Annotated in this window: 11 protein-coding genes, 12 tRNA genes, 1 rRNA gene, 1 riboswitch and 1 other annotated feature; of the genes, 5 read left to right on the top strand and 19 right to left on the bottom strand. The window is 31.0% G+C overall.

All coding sequences use genetic code 11. The features are described from left to right. Positions 1–21: 21 nt before the first annotated feature. The gene (locus C7N44_RS00120; protein ID WP_105955896.1) at positions 22–339 is read left to right on the top strand and encodes a hypothetical protein; all 318 of its coding nucleotides are present in this window, start codon (positions 22–24) and stop codon (positions 337–339) included. Between the two features lie 39 nt (positions 340–378). Here the strand turns inward: C7N44_RS00120 and C7N44_RS00115 are convergent, their stop codons facing one another. Further along, complete coding sequence (locus tag C7N44_RS00115) at positions 379–2,184, bottom strand: S53 family peptidase (RefSeq protein ID WP_105955895.1); 1,806 nt, start codon at positions 2,182–2,184, stop codon at positions 379–381. Positions 2,185–2,312: 128 nt separating this feature from the next. On the opposite strand from C7N44_RS00115, the gene mscL reads away from it, so the two are divergent. Together mscL and C7N44_RS00105 are read left to right on the top strand one after the other, a co-directional pair. Next, a complete protein-coding gene (gene mscL / locus C7N44_RS00110) occupies positions 2,313–2,678 on the top strand; it encodes a large conductance mechanosensitive channel protein MscL (protein WP_105955894.1) in 366 nt (121 codons plus the stop codon). A gap of 105 nt (positions 2,679–2,783) precedes the next feature. Beyond that, positions 2,784–3,416 carry a deoxynucleoside kinase gene (locus C7N44_RS00105; RefSeq protein WP_105955893.1) on the top strand — a complete coding sequence of 211 codons (633 nt, stop codon included), beginning with the start codon at positions 2,784–2,786 and terminating at the stop codon, positions 3,414–3,416. A 59-nt stretch (positions 3,417–3,475) separates the two neighbouring features. Here C7N44_RS00105 and pepV read toward each other — a convergent pair whose 3' ends face one another. Further along, complete coding sequence (gene pepV, locus C7N44_RS00100; RefSeq protein ID WP_105955892.1) at positions 3,476–4,879, bottom strand: dipeptidase PepV; 1,404 nt, start codon at positions 4,877–4,879, stop codon at positions 3,476–3,478. 126 nt (positions 4,880–5,005) lie between these two features. Between pepV and C7N44_RS00095 the strand changes: the two genes are divergently transcribed. After that, positions 5,006–5,836 carry an NAD(P)H-hydrate dehydratase gene (locus tag C7N44_RS00095; protein ID WP_105955891.1) on the top strand — a complete coding sequence of 277 codons (831 nt, stop codon included), beginning with the start codon at positions 5,006–5,008 and terminating at the stop codon, positions 5,834–5,836. A 26-nt stretch (positions 5,837–5,862) separates the two neighbouring features. Here the strand turns inward: C7N44_RS00095 and C7N44_RS00090 are convergent, their stop codons facing one another. Continuing rightward, on the bottom strand, positions 5,863–7,515 hold the full coding sequence (locus tag C7N44_RS00090; protein WP_105955890.1) for a putative polysaccharide biosynthesis protein: 1,653 nt from the start codon (positions 7,513–7,515) through the stop codon (positions 5,863–5,865). Positions 7,516–7,626: 111 nt separating this feature from the next. Then, complete coding sequence (gene leuS / locus C7N44_RS00085) at positions 7,627–10,047, bottom strand: leucine--tRNA ligase (RefSeq protein WP_105955889.1); 2,421 nt, start codon at positions 10,045–10,047, stop codon at positions 7,627–7,629. Between the two features lie 72 nt (positions 10,048–10,119). Continuing rightward, positions 10,120–10,329, bottom strand: a binding site (T-box leader). A gap of 115 nt (positions 10,330–10,444) precedes the next feature. On the opposite strand from leuS, the gene C7N44_RS00080 reads away from it, so the two are divergent. Beyond that, entirely contained in the window at positions 10,445–11,002 is a 558-nt protein-coding gene (locus C7N44_RS00080; protein ID WP_105955888.1) for a tRNA (mnm(5)s(2)U34)-methyltransferase, read from the top strand. A 28-nt stretch (positions 11,003–11,030) separates the two neighbouring features. Here the strand turns inward: C7N44_RS00080 and C7N44_RS00075 are convergent, their stop codons facing one another. The 15 genes from C7N44_RS00075 to rrf all read right to left on the bottom strand — a co-directional run bounded on the left by C7N44_RS00075 (position 11,031) and on the right by rrf (position 15,184). Beyond that, entirely contained in the window at positions 11,031–12,491 is a 1,461-nt protein-coding gene (locus tag C7N44_RS00075) for an MFS transporter (protein ID WP_105955887.1), read from the bottom strand. 80 nt (positions 12,492–12,571) lie between these two features. Next, positions 12,572–13,768 (bottom strand): methionine adenosyltransferase, encoded by a 1,197-nt coding sequence (gene metK, locus C7N44_RS00070; protein ID WP_105955886.1) that lies wholly within the window; start codon positions 13,766–13,768, stop codon positions 12,572–12,574. Beyond that, a riboswitch (SMK box riboswitch) is annotated at positions 13,766–13,849 on the bottom strand. Its footprint overlaps the gene before it by 3 nt. A gap of 113 nt (positions 13,850–13,962) precedes the next feature. Next, positions 13,963–14,047 (bottom strand) — tRNA-Leu (locus C7N44_RS00065). A gap of 26 nt (positions 14,048–14,073) precedes the next feature. Next, a tRNA-Cys gene (locus tag C7N44_RS00060) sits at positions 14,074–14,144 on the bottom strand. An 18-nt stretch (positions 14,145–14,162) separates the two neighbouring features. Beyond that, positions 14,163–14,234, bottom strand: a tRNA-Gln gene (locus tag C7N44_RS00055). A 9-nt stretch (positions 14,235–14,243) separates the two neighbouring features. Then, positions 14,244–14,316, bottom strand: a tRNA-His gene (locus C7N44_RS00050). A 13-nt stretch (positions 14,317–14,329) separates the two neighbouring features. Then, positions 14,330–14,400, bottom strand: a tRNA-Trp gene (locus C7N44_RS00045). Positions 14,401–14,408: 8 nt separating this feature from the next. Beyond that, positions 14,409–14,491: transfer RNA gene (locus C7N44_RS00040), tRNA-Tyr, on the bottom strand. 5 nt (positions 14,492–14,496) lie between these two features. Next, positions 14,497–14,569: transfer RNA gene (locus tag C7N44_RS00035), tRNA-Phe, on the bottom strand. Positions 14,570–14,625: 56 nt separating this feature from the next. Next, positions 14,626–14,700 (bottom strand) — tRNA-Asp (locus tag C7N44_RS00030). Between the two features lie 15 nt (positions 14,701–14,715). Continuing rightward, positions 14,716–14,788, bottom strand: a tRNA-Val gene (locus tag C7N44_RS00025). Between the two features lie 6 nt (positions 14,789–14,794). Then, positions 14,795–14,867: transfer RNA gene (locus C7N44_RS00020), tRNA-Glu, on the bottom strand. 14 nt (positions 14,868–14,881) lie between these two features. Then, positions 14,882–14,973, bottom strand: a tRNA-Ser gene (locus C7N44_RS00015). Between the two features lie 14 nt (positions 14,974–14,987). After that, positions 14,988–15,060, bottom strand: a tRNA-Asn gene (locus tag C7N44_RS00010). 7 nt (positions 15,061–15,067) lie between these two features. Next, positions 15,068–15,184 (bottom strand): 5S ribosomal RNA (rrf, locus tag C7N44_RS00005). Between the last annotated feature and the right edge of the window lie 99 nt (positions 15,185–15,283).

Raw genomic sequence — 15,283 nt, 5'->3', positions numbered from 1 at the left:
ATAGAAAGAAGATGTTAATACATGAAAGAAAAAACACTTAACTTAGTAATGTTTATTTATAGTTCATACAAGGGATCAGAATTAAGTTTTGCTAAAAGTTTAATTTCACATAATTTTGATGAAACCGTTGAATCAATTGAAAACGCAATGGAAGAATCTAAAAAGGCATTTAAAAAAAGGATGCTTGATCCAATTAAAATCCCATCAGACAGTGTTTCCATTGATTATAGTGCAGCTTTTGAAAAAATGACTGTTAATAAAATAACAAATATGGAATTACGCAAAAGAGCAAGACGATGGTTAATTGCAGATGAAATGCTTAAGAAAATGAAAGAATAATAAAAAAGGTAATGACAAAATAAAAATGTCATTACCTTTTTATTTCATTAATTTATATAGGTTATAGTAATTAGCTGTTCCTAATCCAGTTGCTTGATTATAAGGCTTTCCCGGCTGTCCAACATAATAAATATTACTATTATTACTAATCGAGTCAATTGGATTAAAAGGGGAACTTTTTGATAATGCATATGAATATATTTTAGGATTCCACAATCCCATTCTATGTTGAGCTTTAGAAACCATCAATGAGTCTACGCCGGCTATTTGTGGAGAAACAATACTAGTGCCACCACTTATGCTCCATTTATGATTATGATAAACAGTATAACCTGTTTGTGGATCCCCATCAGCAACAATATCGGGAACATTTCTACCAAAACTTTTACCAGAAATTAAGCGAGGCGAAATATATTGCTGCGCATAGCCATCATTCATATTCCAATATCTGATAGCATTATAGCTGCCTGCTCCTTTAATATTCTTTTGATAAGTAGGTAAAGAATTCAGTTTACTAAATCCACCACCTGTTCCAGCAAAATAACTAGGAATAAAAATTGAACTATCTGCTTCATACAATCTTAATTTATTGAAATATGGATATAAAAAATCATTAGACCAAGCACGTTCCTTATCAATTCTTATCTGTTGACCGTTAATTGAATAATTAGTTGGAATACTTGTGGCGCCAACAGATGTTATATATGGAGAGGATGAAGGAGATTCTACTGCTAAATCAGTAACCCCGTTTGAAATACCATCATACGCACCATTATCACCGGATGAATTAAATATACTAATTCCCTGAGCAGCTGCTTGCTCTAAAATCAAATTAATTATTTGATTATAGTTTTTACTTAAAAGGCCTAATTTAATTTCTTTTTGGATCTCAGCTTCACTAATCCCCCAACTCAATGATAAGGTATCAGATTTATTATCACTCACAGCATCTGATAAACTAGTTAATAAGCCAGATATAGTCGGTGATGATAAATATAAGTTTAAATTAGCTTTTGGATCAACAAAACCTGCTTGTTCCAAATCCATAGTAGTTTCATCACTACTGTCATTATCAATTGCTGTATCAGAGTCATGATTGTAAACTTTTATTCTATTGGTATTACCAGAGATTCCCATTTTATTCCAATAACTTTCTATATCAGATTTATTAAAATCACCAAAAGAAATAATTCCTATAGAAGATCTATTTTTATAATTTTTATATAAAGGTGAAACATTATATCTATTAATAAATTTTTGAGGGCTGTTCGACTTTAAATTAAATCCAGCAAAATTATTGCTAGCGTTATCCTTATGATCGATACCATCGTAATTTGTTAGTCCAATTATATCAATAATATTTTTTTGGTATCTTTTAGGCAAGGTTAATTTATGATTAGGCTTAATAACACTAACTCCTGATTTATGTACATTAATAAATTTAAAGTTTAAAGCTTTTTGTATATTATTTTTTGAACCATAAACTTTTAGCATTAAATTTCCATGATATATTTTAACTTGAAGTTTATGTTTATAAAAATATTTTTTTAGTTGATATAGGTTATAATATTTTTGTCCATAGCGTCTGCTAAATTGTTTAGTAGAAATAAACTTTTTATTATTCTTATTTAAAATATATCTATCTAATAAATTTTTATTTTTTATTTTCATAGCAATCAAAAAACTATAATTAGATTTTTGTGGTACTGTTGATTGATTATTTTTTATTTTTTCAGTTGTAATATTATTTTTAGCATTAACATTTTTTATTGAATTAATATTTTGCAAACAAAATACAATAACAATAATAAATAATATATATAACCAATAACTTTGTTTTTTCATTACATTTATTACACCTTTCAATAAATAAAACACTAATAATAAGCTAATTATAACATTTTTGATCATGATTAGACGCTTTTTATGTTATCATATTTATAAGTAATAATTTACATAAGGGGAAATCATATATGTTTAAAGATTTTAAAGCATTTTTATCTAGAGGGAGTGTAGTCGACTTAGCTGTTGGTGTTATCATCGGTTCAGCATTTACTGCTATTGTTAAATCATTAACTACCGATTTGATAAATCCATTCCTAGGATTATTCTTGGGGCAAATAAACTTATCAGGGTTAGTATTTTCTGTTGGTAGTGCTCAATTCAAAGTTGGATCATTCATAGAAGCAATTATTAACTTCATTATTATCGCATTTATCATTTTCTTAATGGTAAGAGCATTCAATAAATTAACTAAACGTGATACTTCAGCTAAAGAAAGCAAAACTGATGCATTGCTTGGTGAAATTCGCGATTTGCTAAAAGATGAAAAAAAGTAAACTGAATTAATTATAAAAATACCCTGATAAAATCAGAGTATTTTTTATTTATATTTATATAATATGATAGAATAATAGTATTATTGTTAAATTAAGGAGTTAAGAATGGTGATAATTACAGCCGGAATGATTGGTGTGGGAAAAACTACCTTAACTGGAAAAATTGCTAATCATCTAGACACAAAAGCATTTTATGAACCAGTTGGTGAAAATCCAGTTCTTCCACTTTATTATAAAAATCCAAAGCAATATGGATTTTTATTACAAATATATTTTTTAAACAAACGATTCGCGATGATCAAAAAAGCATTAGCAGATGATAATAATATTTTGGATCGTTCAATATATGAAGATGCCCTTTTTACTAAGCAAAATAATGCAGAGGGCAATATTACAGACATGGAACTAAAAATTTATTTATCTTTGCTTGATAGAATGATGTCAGAGCTAAAAGCTTTACCTAAAAAAGCCCCTGATTTAATGGTATATGCAGAAACTGATTTTGAAACTATTTTAAAGAGGATTAAAAAACGTGGTCGTGACTATGAACAATTTGATAATAATCCAAAATTAAAAGAATATTATTATAATATGTGGTCAGCATATAAACAATGGTACGAAGAATATGATGCAAGTCCTAAAATGAAAATCGACTTGCAAACATATGACTTATCAAATGATAAAAATGCTGAAATTATATTAAAACAAATCGATGATAAACTAAAAGAAATAAGATAAATAAAAAGCGCTTTGATTTAAAGTATTGTTTAATAATACAAAATCAAAGTGCTTTTTTGTTATTTAGATAATTCAGTGGTTGTTTGTGCATAAATAGACATCGCTAACAACAAATCATCTACCGGTTGAAATTCATTAGCTTGATGCATAGTGTCTTTTGTCCATGGAAATAGAGCACCAAAAGCTACTCCTCGTTTCATAATTCTTCCATAAGTTCCACCACCAACAACTTCGGGTTTAGCTGATTTAACACCAGTCTGTTCACGGTAAACATCAATTAACTGACTTACGATTGGATCGGATGGATCAACATAATGAGGATCCATATTGTCAGTATTTTTCACATTACCTGATAAAGTATCAATTGCATTTTCTAAATGAGTACCAATTGTTGATACAGATATTCCTTTTGGATATCTGAAATTAGTATTTATAAATCCACCATCTACGGTATCAAACTTCATAATACCAACATTCATAGTTAAATCACCCATTATACCACTTGAGTAACTCATATTTAATTTACTACATCTTGAATCATCATGTAAATATTTAGTGATGAATGTTAAAAAGTTATTAGCATCTGCCGTAAAATCATATTCACTTAAAAATGTTGCCAAATAAGTTCCAGCATTAATACCATTCTTAGGTTCCATTCCGTGAGCAGACTTACCAATTAAATGTAATCGAATACCTTTTTCTGTAATTTCAGCATCACCATCTAAACCGCTATCTTCAATAAAATTGGTAAATTCAGCATTCATTTCATCTTTATCTATAGTCAATACATAAGCATTAGCGTCACGAGGTACCATGTTTTCACGTAATCCTGAATCAAACGAATTCAATACTTTATCAGCTTCAGCATCTTGTTTATTGCCAAATATATTTTCAAATGTAGTATTTCCCTTTTCACCATTAATAACTGGAAATTCAGCATCTGGTGAAAATCCAAAATCAGGTTCTGGTTCTAATTGGAAATAATGTTTCATTCCAGTCCAGTCGCTTTCTTCATCAGTACCAATAATAAATCTGATTTTACAGTTTGGCTTAATATCATTATCTTTCATAATCTTAAGTCCGTAATATGCAGCTAAACCTGGTCCTTTATCATCAGAAACACCGCGACCATAAGCATTACCTCCTTTAACTGTCATATCAAAAGGATCAGTATCCCATCCAGCACCTGCTGGCATAACATCAGCATGGGCTAAAATAGCTAGAGTTTGATTTCCTTCACCATATTCAATATAACCAACTAAGTTGTCCAAATTCTTTATTTTAAACCCATCACGTTCACCAAACGATAAATATTTCTTTAGTGCATCAGATGGACCCTTTCCCAAAGGATGCTCTTTATTTTTATCATTATCATCGCGTTCACTATCAATGGCAATTAATTCTTTCAAATCTTTTAAATAAGCATCTTTATAATTTTTTGCTTGTTTTTTCCAATTAATCATAAATATTTTTACCCCCTGCTATATTTATTTATATTTTAGCATAATAAGCTGCAATAGTTATGAATGAACTTTCACGTTTTACGATGCTATAATTATTATGATTGATTTTGTTGAGGAGGAATATGTATGGATCAAATAAGTACTGATATTGTGCATGATACAATTAGAGTCAGATCGAATAATAGCTATAAAGGAACATATGGAAAAGTTGGATTAATTGGTGGCAATCAAAATTTTGGTGGTGCAATTATAATGGCATCAGCAGCAACTGTCCATTCCGGTGCAGGATTAGTAACTACATTTACAGATAGGGTTAATCTTTCTAGTCTACATAATCATGTTCCTGAAGCAATGTTCGTAGATTATGATGATACATCATCTTTGGAAAAATTGATTCCTACTTTTAATGTTATTGTAATTGGTCCTGGTTTAGGAACAGATACCAAAAGTTTGAAAATATTAAATAAAGTTTTTAGTTTGGTACAAAAAAATCAAATATTGGTAATCGATGGATCAGCAATTACTATGATTGCAAAATATAAAGTAAAACTTCCAGATGCTATTAAAATTTTCACCCCCCATCAAATGGAGTGGCAAAGATTATCTGGAATTAAAATAAATAATCAAACTGAAGAAGAGAACATGATGAAAGTCAAACAATTAAATAGTACTGTAGTACTAAAATCTCATCATACCGAGATTTATGACTCAAATAATGTTTTAAAAAATCCAGGTGGCACTCCTGCTCAGGCAACTGGTGGCATGGGCGATACCTTAGCTGGTATGGTTGGTGGCTTTGTGGCGCAGTTTCATAATAAGTATAATGCCATTTTATCAGCAGTTTTCATGCATAGTAAAATTGCTGATGAATTAGCAAAAACACAGTATGTAGTACTACCTAGCCAGATAATTAAATATATTCCAGAATTTATGAAAGATTATGAAAAAAAGGTTTAACCCTAAAATTGAGGGTTAAACCTTTTTTATTTAATACGTAGTATTCTTCTTAAAGTATCTGATTGATGACCAATGACATAATCAGCAATTCTACTTTTTAAAGATAGATATACATAAACAAATCCACCTACGATAACAGCTAATGCAACTACGATAAAGCTTCCAACTCGACTATAGCTTTCCATAAATGAACCTATGATTATATTTCCCAAATAAACAGTTGCCAAAGCAACTAAATAAGTAACAAGGGAGAATATAATAATAAAGTTTAATTTTTCCAACATTTGATAACTCCTAAATCCAAATTGATTATCAAGTAATTTAATAATCAATCCATTTGCGACTAAGAAACCAATAGCTGAAGCAATAAGCGGACCAAAAGTACCAAAAATAAATATCATTGGTACTTGAGCAATAATTTTAGCAACGGTTCCATATATAAAGTACTTAACAGCCAATTTATTTTGTGAAATACCTTGCATCATTGCAGTAATAACAGTAAATAGTCCAAATAGTATAGAAATAAAAGAAGAAAAAGCTAATATATTAGCAGACAAATGATTATAGCCAGTTCCATAAAAAACACGATTTAGTGGGCCAGCAACTGAAGCCATCCCTAAAGCAGCTGGAATCATTACAAAAGCAAATAATACAAAACCGTTAGAAAGTTGATGACTAATACCCTTTTTGTCGTTTTTAGTAAATGCTTCAGATAATAAAGGTACCACGGTAATTGCCATGGCTGAAGCAAGAGAAATGGTTATCATTATTAGCTTATTAGCATTACCAGCAAAAATTGCATAAAGTTTATTTAAAACATTCATTGGATAATTAGTTGCTATTCTCATGACGTCAAAAAATGTATATTGATCAATTAATTGAAAAATTGTAATTCCAGCACCTAGAATAATAAATGGTATTGCTTGACTAATAATTTCCTTGTATAAATGATTAGCATCAACATGAATATCATTATTACTATTCTCAATAAGGTGGTTATAATATTTTCTACGTTTTAAATAATATATGCCAAGAATCAATAATCCAGCAACCGATCCAATAAAAGCAGCAAAAGTCGATTGCGTAACTGCAGTAATCAAATTACCATGAAGGACTCTCATTATAAAGAAAGCTGTAACTAACATATAGATAACTCTAAACAACTGTTCTGCAAACTGTGATATTGCCGAAGGAGCCATATCTTGAAATCCTTGAAAATACCCCCTAGTTAAACTCATAGTTGGAATAATTAAAACAGCCCAAGATAAAGAACGTATAACCGGAATAACATTAGGATTACCATTATCTAATAATGGAGCTCCAAAATATAAAGCCAGTGCACATATTATCCCAGTTGTAAAAGATAAAACTAATCCCCTTTTATACAATCGAAGACTGACCCCATATTCATTCAAAGCATTATAATGAGCGACCTCCTTAGCAATTGCAGAAGGAATTCCAGCAATTGATATTATAAGAAACATACTATAAATATTATATCCTTGTACATATAAAGCATTAGCTTGTAAATAAAGATTGCCAAACCAAATACTCCAAGGAATAATATAAATCGCTCCTAATATTCTAGATAGAATACTACCTGCCGTCATCCAAGCAGACCCTTGGAGCATTTTATTTTGGGTCTGTTGATCATTATTTTTAATTTTTTGTTCTTGCATTTTATAGTCCTACTTTCAAATTTGTCTGACTTATTCATTTTAATCAAAATTTATAAAGTAAGCAAATCTAATAATAAAATAAAAATGGGAGAAAGAATCTCCCATTTTTGTTTAGTTAGCGACAATATTAACGATTTTACCAGGAATGACGATTACTTTACGAATTGTTTTTCCATCAATGAATTCTTTAACTTTATCATCACTTAGGGCAACTTCTTTAATTTTATCTTTTTGCATGTCATTAGCAACCTTAATATGTGCTCTAACTTTGCCATTAACTTGGACAACCATTTGAATTTCATCATCAACTAATTTACTTTCATCGTATGTTGGCCATTTAGCATAGGCAATTGAATTATCATGCCCCATCTTATTCCACAATTCTTCAGTCATATGCGGAACAATTGGTGCAAGTAATTTAATAAATCCTTCAATATAACTTAAATATAATGTATTTTGCTTATAGCATTCATTGATAAATACCATCATAGTTGAAATGGCAACATTAAATCTTAAATGTTCATAATCATCAGTAACCTTCTTAACCGTTTGATTGTAAATTTTGTCTAATTTACCATCGTTAACGGTTACAATACGATCACGCAAATGATTATTATCATCCATAATTAATCGCCAAACACGTTGAATCCATCTATTAGCGCCATTTAATCCTTCGGTACTCCATGGCTTGGACTCAGTTAATGGTCCCATAAACATTTCATAAAGTCTTAATGTGTCAGCACCATATTCTTCAACAATATCATCTGGATTAACAACATTACCTTTAGATTTAGACATTTTTTCATGATTAGTACCTAAAATCATCCCTTGATTAACCAGTTTTTGGAATGGTTCCTTAGTAGGTACAACACCTAAATCATAAAGTACTTTATGCCAAAATCTTGCATATAATAAATGAAGCACTGCATGTTCTGCACCACCAATATATAAATCAACTGGCAACCACTTTTTAAGTAAATCTGGATCAGCAAGTTGTTTGTCATTATGAGGATCGATATATCTTAAGTAGTACCATGAGCTTCCTGCCCATTGAGGCATTGTGTTAGTCTCACGCTTACCTTTTTTACCATTCTTATCTACAACATTTACCCAATCATCAATATTGGCTAAAGGAGATTCTCCAGTTCCAGATGGTTCAATGTTTTTAGCATCTGGTAATTTCAAAGGTAATTCATCTTCTGGAACTAATGATGTACTGCCATCTTCCCAATGAATAACAGGGATTGGTTCTCCCCAATACCTTTGACGTGAAAAAATCCAATCTCTTAAACGATAATTAGTTTTAGCATTACCTGCATTATTATCCTCTAGCCATTTAATGGCTTTGTCGATAGCTTCTTTTTTACCCATACCATCTAAAAAGTCAGAATTAATGTGTTTTCCGTCTCCGGTATATGCTTCCTTAGAAACATCTCCACCTTCAATAACTGGTTTAATTGGTAAGTCAAATTTATTAGCAAATTCATAATCACGATCATCATGTGCAGGTACTGCCATAATGGCACCAGTACCATAACTTGATAATACATAATCGCCAATCCATATTGGTAATTTTTCACCATTAATTGGATTAATACCGTAAGATCCAGTAAAGACTCCTGACTTATTCTTATTCAAATCAGTTCTTTCTAAATCGGATTTAGTAGAAACTTCTTTTCGATATCTTTCAACAGCTTCCTTTTGATCAGCGGTTGTAATTTTATCAACTAATTCATGTTCTGGAGCAAGAACCATATAGGAAGCCCCAAATAAAGTATCTGGTCTAGTAGTAAATACTTCAATTTTTTCATCATTAAGACCATCAACATTAAAGAATACACTTGCACCTCTCGAACGACCAATCCAATTTTTTTGCATTTCTTTAATACTTTCTGGCCAATCTAAGTCATCCAAGTCATCAATTAAACGATCAGCGTAAGCAGTAATTTTTAATACCCATTGAGTCATTGGAACACGATATACTGGATAACCACCACGTTCTGTTTTACCATCTTTAACTTCTTCGTTTGCAACAACTGTTCCCCCCATAAAATCAGGAGCCCAGTTAACTTCAATTTTATCTTCGTATGCTAAACCTTTTTTATAAAGTTGTTCAAAAATCCATTGAGTCCATTTGTAATATTTTGGATCGGTAGTATCAACTTCGCGATCCCAATCATATGAAAAACCTAAGGATTTAATTTGTTCTCTGAAATGTTCAATATTTTTTTGAGTAAAAGTACCAGGATGGTTACCAGTTTTTAAAGCATATTGTTCTGCTGGTAATCCAAATGCATCAAAACCAATTGGATGCAACACATTTTTACCCTGCATTCTTTTCATTCTAGACATTATGTCAGTTGCTGTATATCCTTCTGGATGTCCAACATGCAATCCTTGACCTGAAGGATAAGGAAACATATCTAAAGCATAATAGTTCTCTTTATTAGGATTATTGGTTGTTTTGAAAGTTTCATTTTTGGCCCAATATTTTTGCCATTTTTTTTCTATATCAAGATGATTGTAAGGCATTATATATTACTCCTCCTATAAAAATAATTATTAGATAATAAAAAAGTCCTACAAGTGAATATTAAAAATCACCTATAGGACGAAAAATTCCGCGGTACCACCTAAAAATTTTTTGTATAAAAATACAAAACTCTTTGTAATCCGTAACGAGGAAAACGTTTTAACTTATTATTTTCGGTTAAAAATTCAACGATGAGTTCAACTAATTATTTTCTAAATTCACAGCATCCATTTAGTTTCTGAAAAAATAATTAATCTACTAGTTCGTATCTACATTTTATTATATATAATTTTAATTATTTATTATAATAACAGTCTATAAATTTAAAATCAAGTTGCAAAAATATATTTTATAAATGATATAATTTAATTAATTAAAAATTAGAAAGGAATTTTTATGAAATTAGAACCCTCTTTAAGATATAGTCATACTATTATGTCTCAAGTAATAAAAAGTGGCGATAATGTCATTGACGCAACCGTCGGTAAGGGAAATGACACCGAATTTTTGTCTAAATTAGTTAACAAAAATGGTAAAGTATACGGATTTGATGTACAAAAAGATGCTATTGATATTACTAAAAAAAGATTATCTAAAAGTCAATTAAATAATACTATATTATTTAATGTCGGACATGAAAATATCAAAGAATATGTAAAAGATAAAATCGATGGAGCTATTTTTAACTTAGGATATTTACCAGGTGGAAATAAAGATATAATAACAAGGCCTCAAACAACAATAGTAGCCATTAAAGCATGTTTAGAATTACTTAAAACAAATGGAATAATAATATTGGTTTTATATTATGGCCATCCTGGCGGAAAAGATGAAAAAAACTTAGTACTAAATTTTGTTAAAAATTTAGATCAAAAAAAATACTCTGTTTTAGAATATAAATTTATTAATCAAGTAAATGACCCTCCTATTTTAGTAGCCATTCAAAAAAAATAAAAAGACACGATTTAATAATCGTGCCTTTTTATTTTTTAAATTTTTTGTCAAATAAATTAATGATAAATACTAAGACAACTATTAATAAACAAATTACAAAAACTTCATGTAAAGAATTATATAATATATGTTTTAGAGAATTAATTACACGTTTAGGTAATTCTAAATGAGCTTTGTAAGCTATGAACTCATTTATTTTAGAAGAAGTGATTTCATAATTAGAATGAAGTATCCCTATTTTAATTTGTCTATTCATAACAATTTCTAAAATAGATATAATGAATGTTTGACCAAGTACTCTACTTAAACTATTAAATGAAGTAGCAACACCTATATTATTTTTTTCAACAATATTTTGAGATGTCACCGTACTATTAGTAATAATCAATCCAAAGCCAGTCCCACATAGAGAAGATATAATAAATAAATACAATATTGAAGAACTAATTGATAATAAAAATAAAAATATAGAAGAGGTTATAATAAAAAGCGAACCAAAAACTGTTACATAAAATGCACTACTTTTAGATAATAACCATCCTGAAAAAAATGAACCAATAACCCAAAATATCGAAATAGGTGTAATTACTAGTCCTGAAAATGATGCCGACAATCCAATGATACCTTGAATCCAAATAGGCAAATAAATTTCCAATCCGAATACAAATCCACTTACTAATAATATAATCATATTCTGAACTATAAAAGTTTTATTATTAAACAATGACATTGGAATTAATGGACTATCAGATCTGTACTCATTTCTTACAAATAATATTAATGAAATTAAAGAAATAATTATTAGATAATATATATTATTCATTTTATTTGGAATAGAATCCATTAATTGAATTATATACATTATTGAAAATAAAAATAAAGACAGATAGATGATTCCTAAATAATCTATCTTTTGTATAATACCAAAATTATTTTCTTTAAAAAATAGAATAATTAAGGACATTGATAATAGGATAATTGGTATATTTATTAAAAATATCCATCGCCAATTAAATGTATCAACAATTATTCCACCTAATAATGGAGCAATTGTTAAAGATACACCCCATATTGCACCGTTAATGCCAATTACTTTAGATTTATTATTCAAAGAATATATATCAGATATTATTGTAGATGTCATTGGCATAATAACTCCGGATCCAACTCCTTGAATAGCGCGCCAAAATATTAACATTTCCATATTATTAGAAATACTTGAAAAAATACTTCCAATTAAGAATATTAATAATCCAATCAAAAAAATATTTTTTCTCCCAAATTGATCCGACAACTTCCCATATATGGGAATAGTAATAGCACTGGTTAATAAAAATATAGAAAATACCCAGTTCATAATAGAAACTCCATGAATATCCCCTACTATTGATGGCAAAGATGTTGACACAATTGTTATAGAAACTGCTCCAACAAATGTAGCTAAAAACAATGCTATAGTAACCCAAAATCGATTAATTTGTTGTACCATTTTTTATTTCAACCTCCATAATAAAAGAAAAAACGATTTAATTTGTATAAAAACAAAATAAATCGTTTTTTCTAATTTTATTAAGCCTTATCATTTAAGAAATTATTCAATTCTTCAATTTTATCGGTTTTTTCCCATGGCAAATCAATATCTGTTCTTCCAAAATGACCATAAACAGCAGTTTGCTTATAAATAGGACGTTTTAAATTAAGCATTTTAATAATTCCAGCTGGTCTTAAATCAAATATTTGTCTAATAGCTTTAATTAGTATATCTTCTGAAACATTGGAAGTATTAAAAGTGTTAACTGAAATGGACACTGGTTCTGCAACACCAATTGCGTATGCAATTTGAACTTCAGCTTTTTTAGCTAATTTTGCAGCAACAATATTTTTAGCAATATATCTAGCTGCATAGCTAGCAGAACGATCAACTTTAGTTGCATCTTTCCCGGAAAAGGCACCTCCACCGTGATGAGCAGCTCCTCCATAAGTATCAACTATTATCTTACGACCAGTTAATCCAGCATCTCCTTGAGGTCCACCAATTACAAATCTTCCCGTTGGGTTAATATAGTATTTAGTTTTTTCACTTAGAAACTTGTCTGGAATTACTTTTTTAATAACTTTTTCAATAATGTCATCTCTTATTTGATCCAAAGTAATATCTGGATCATGTTGAGTACTTAATACTATTGTATCAACTAAAGTAGGAACGTCATTATCATCATACTCAACTGTAACTTCTGCCTTAGCATCTGGTCTTAAGTATGATATCGATCCGTTCTTTCTTAATTCCGTAATCTTACGCATCAAATTATGACTCAATGAAATAGGTAAAGGCATTAATTCAGGAGTTTCATCTACAGCATAACCAAACATTAAGCCTTGATCTCCTGCTCCTGTCTTATCTAATACATCTTCACTGTTATCTCTCGTTTCAACAGAATCATCTACACCTTGAGCAATATCAGGTGATTGTTCATCGATAGCAACCAACACTGCACATGTGTTTCCATCAAAACCATATTGATTATTATCATAACCAATATTTTTAATTGTCTCTCTAACTACTTTTTGTATGTTTACATATGCTTTTGTTGTAATTTCACCAAAAACTAAAACCAAACCTGTTGTAACAGAACATTCACAGGCTACTCTAGAATCAGGATCTTGTTTTAACATTTCATCTAAAATAGCATCACTAATTTGATCAGCAATTTTATCCGGATGTCCTTCTGAAACAGATTCTGATGTAAATAAATGTCTCTCTTGCATTTAATTATTCCCCCTACGATTTTGGTTACAAGGCATCTTCACTACTAGGTGAATCCTATCGGGAATACGCTCATAACTTTTATAAGCATATCACAAAATTAAAATATTTAAAAGACTATTATTGACAGCAAAAAATAAACGATAAGCAAATAACTGCTTATCGTTCTTTAATTAAATTTATTCGATTATAATTATACCGGAGGTGGGGTTCGAACCCACACGATCTATATGATCACTGGATTTTGAGTCCAGCGCGTCTGCCAATTCCGCCACTCCGGCAAAATATATTATTAATGAAAAATTAAAGGCGGTAATCGGATTTGAACCGATGATAAAGGTTTTGCAGACCTCTGCCTTACCACTTGGCCATACCGCCATTTAATATTATATTCAACTGGGCTAGCTGGATTCGAACCAGCGCATGATGGAGTCAAAGTCCATTGCCTTACCACTTGGCTATAGCCCAATTAAAAAGGGCGGTAGGTGGGAATCGAACCCACGCGTGTCGGATCCACAAACCGATGTGTTAACCACTTCACCACTACCGCCATAGCAACATAACAGGGATAGTAGGAGTTGAACCCACATCAACGGTTTTGGAGACCGGTATTCTACCATTGAACTATATCCCTATTTAAAATGGAGGAGAGTGGATTCGAACCACCGAACCCGAAGGAGCGGATTTACAGTCCGCCGCGTTTAGCCAGACTTCGCTACTCCTCCATAAATGGCGCGGGACAGAATCGAACTGCCGACACACGGAGCTTCAATCCGTTGCTCTACCAACTGAGCTACCGAGCCAAACCATTTATGTTATGCTATAGATTATTTAATTATATGTTGTAATAAAACAACAACGGTTCGTACGAGACTCGAACTCGTGACCTCCTGCGTGACAGGCAGGCGTCCTAAACCAACTAGACCAACGAACCAGTCCAATATTTGGATGGAGGATACAGGGCTCGAACCTGTGACCTCCTGCTTGTAAGGCAGATGCTCTCCCAACTGAGCTAATCCTCCAAATAATGACCCGTACGGGATTCGAACCCATGTTACTGCCGTGAAAGGGCAGTGTCTTAAACCACTTGACCAACGGGTCATATAAAGTTATAACGGAGAGTAAGGGATTCGAACCCTTGAAACAGGCTTTGACCCGTTTACATCATTTCCAATGATGCTCCATCGGCCAACTCGGACAACTCTCCAAGACCATAACTAACTCCGAATGTCAGACTCGAACTGACGACAACCTGATTAACAGTCAGGTGCTCTACCAACTGAGCTAATTCGGAATAATAAGCGCGGCAACTTCCTACCCTTGCAAGAGGCGATCCTCTAACTACTCTCGGCGTTTAGAAGCTTAACTGCTGTGTTCGGCATGGGAACAGGTGTATCCTTCTAGCTATCGCCACCACACTATTCTTTTAAAAGAACTTCGTTCTTTCAAAACTAGATATTATTATTCCTTTAGAGAACCACCTTACTTGGTTAAGTCCTCGACCAATTAGTACTAGT

This window comes from Apilactobacillus quenuiae (assembly GCF_002994005.1).
Classification (GTDB): domain Bacteria; phylum Bacillota; class Bacilli; order Lactobacillales; family Lactobacillaceae; genus Apilactobacillus; species Apilactobacillus quenuiae.
The sequence above is the reverse complement of the archived record's forward strand: the minus strand, read 5'-3'. Positions and strand labels throughout refer to the sequence as shown.

Excerpts from the sequence above, each read along its gene's own strand:
- C7N44_RS00095 (WP_105955891.1), top strand. The coding sequence starts at position 5,006 with ATGGATCAAATAAGTACTGATATTGTGCATGATACAATTAGAGTCAGA.
- C7N44_RS00120 (WP_105955896.1), top strand. The coding sequence starts at position 22 with ATGAAAGAAAAAACACTTAACTTAGTAATGTTTATTTATAGTTCATAC.
- mscL (WP_105955894.1), top strand. The coding sequence starts at position 2,313 with ATGTTTAAAGATTTTAAAGCATTTTTATCTAGAGGGAGTGTAGTCGAC.
- C7N44_RS00090 (WP_105955890.1), bottom strand. The coding sequence starts at position 7,515 with ATGCAAGAACAAAAAATTAAAAATAATGATCAACAGACCCAAAATAAA.
- pepV (WP_105955892.1), bottom strand. The coding sequence starts at position 4,879 with ATGATTAATTGGAAAAAACAAGCAAAAAATTATAAAGATGCTTATTTA.
- C7N44_RS00115 (WP_105955895.1), bottom strand. The coding sequence starts at position 2,184 with ATGAAAAAACAAAGTTATTGGTTATATATATTATTTATTATTGTTATT.
- leuS (WP_105955889.1), bottom strand. The coding sequence starts at position 10,047 with ATGCCTTACAATCATCTTGATATAGAAAAAAAATGGCAAAAATATTGG.
- C7N44_RS00075 (WP_105955887.1), bottom strand. The coding sequence starts at position 12,491 with ATGGTACAACAAATTAATCGATTTTGGGTTACTATAGCATTGTTTTTA.
- C7N44_RS00080 (WP_105955888.1), top strand. The coding sequence starts at position 10,445 with ATGAAATTAGAACCCTCTTTAAGATATAGTCATACTATTATGTCTCAA.
- C7N44_RS00105 (WP_105955893.1), top strand. The coding sequence starts at position 2,784 with ATGGTGATAATTACAGCCGGAATGATTGGTGTGGGAAAAACTACCTTA.
- metK (WP_105955886.1), bottom strand. The coding sequence starts at position 13,768 with ATGCAAGAGAGACATTTATTTACATCAGAATCTGTTTCAGAAGGACAT.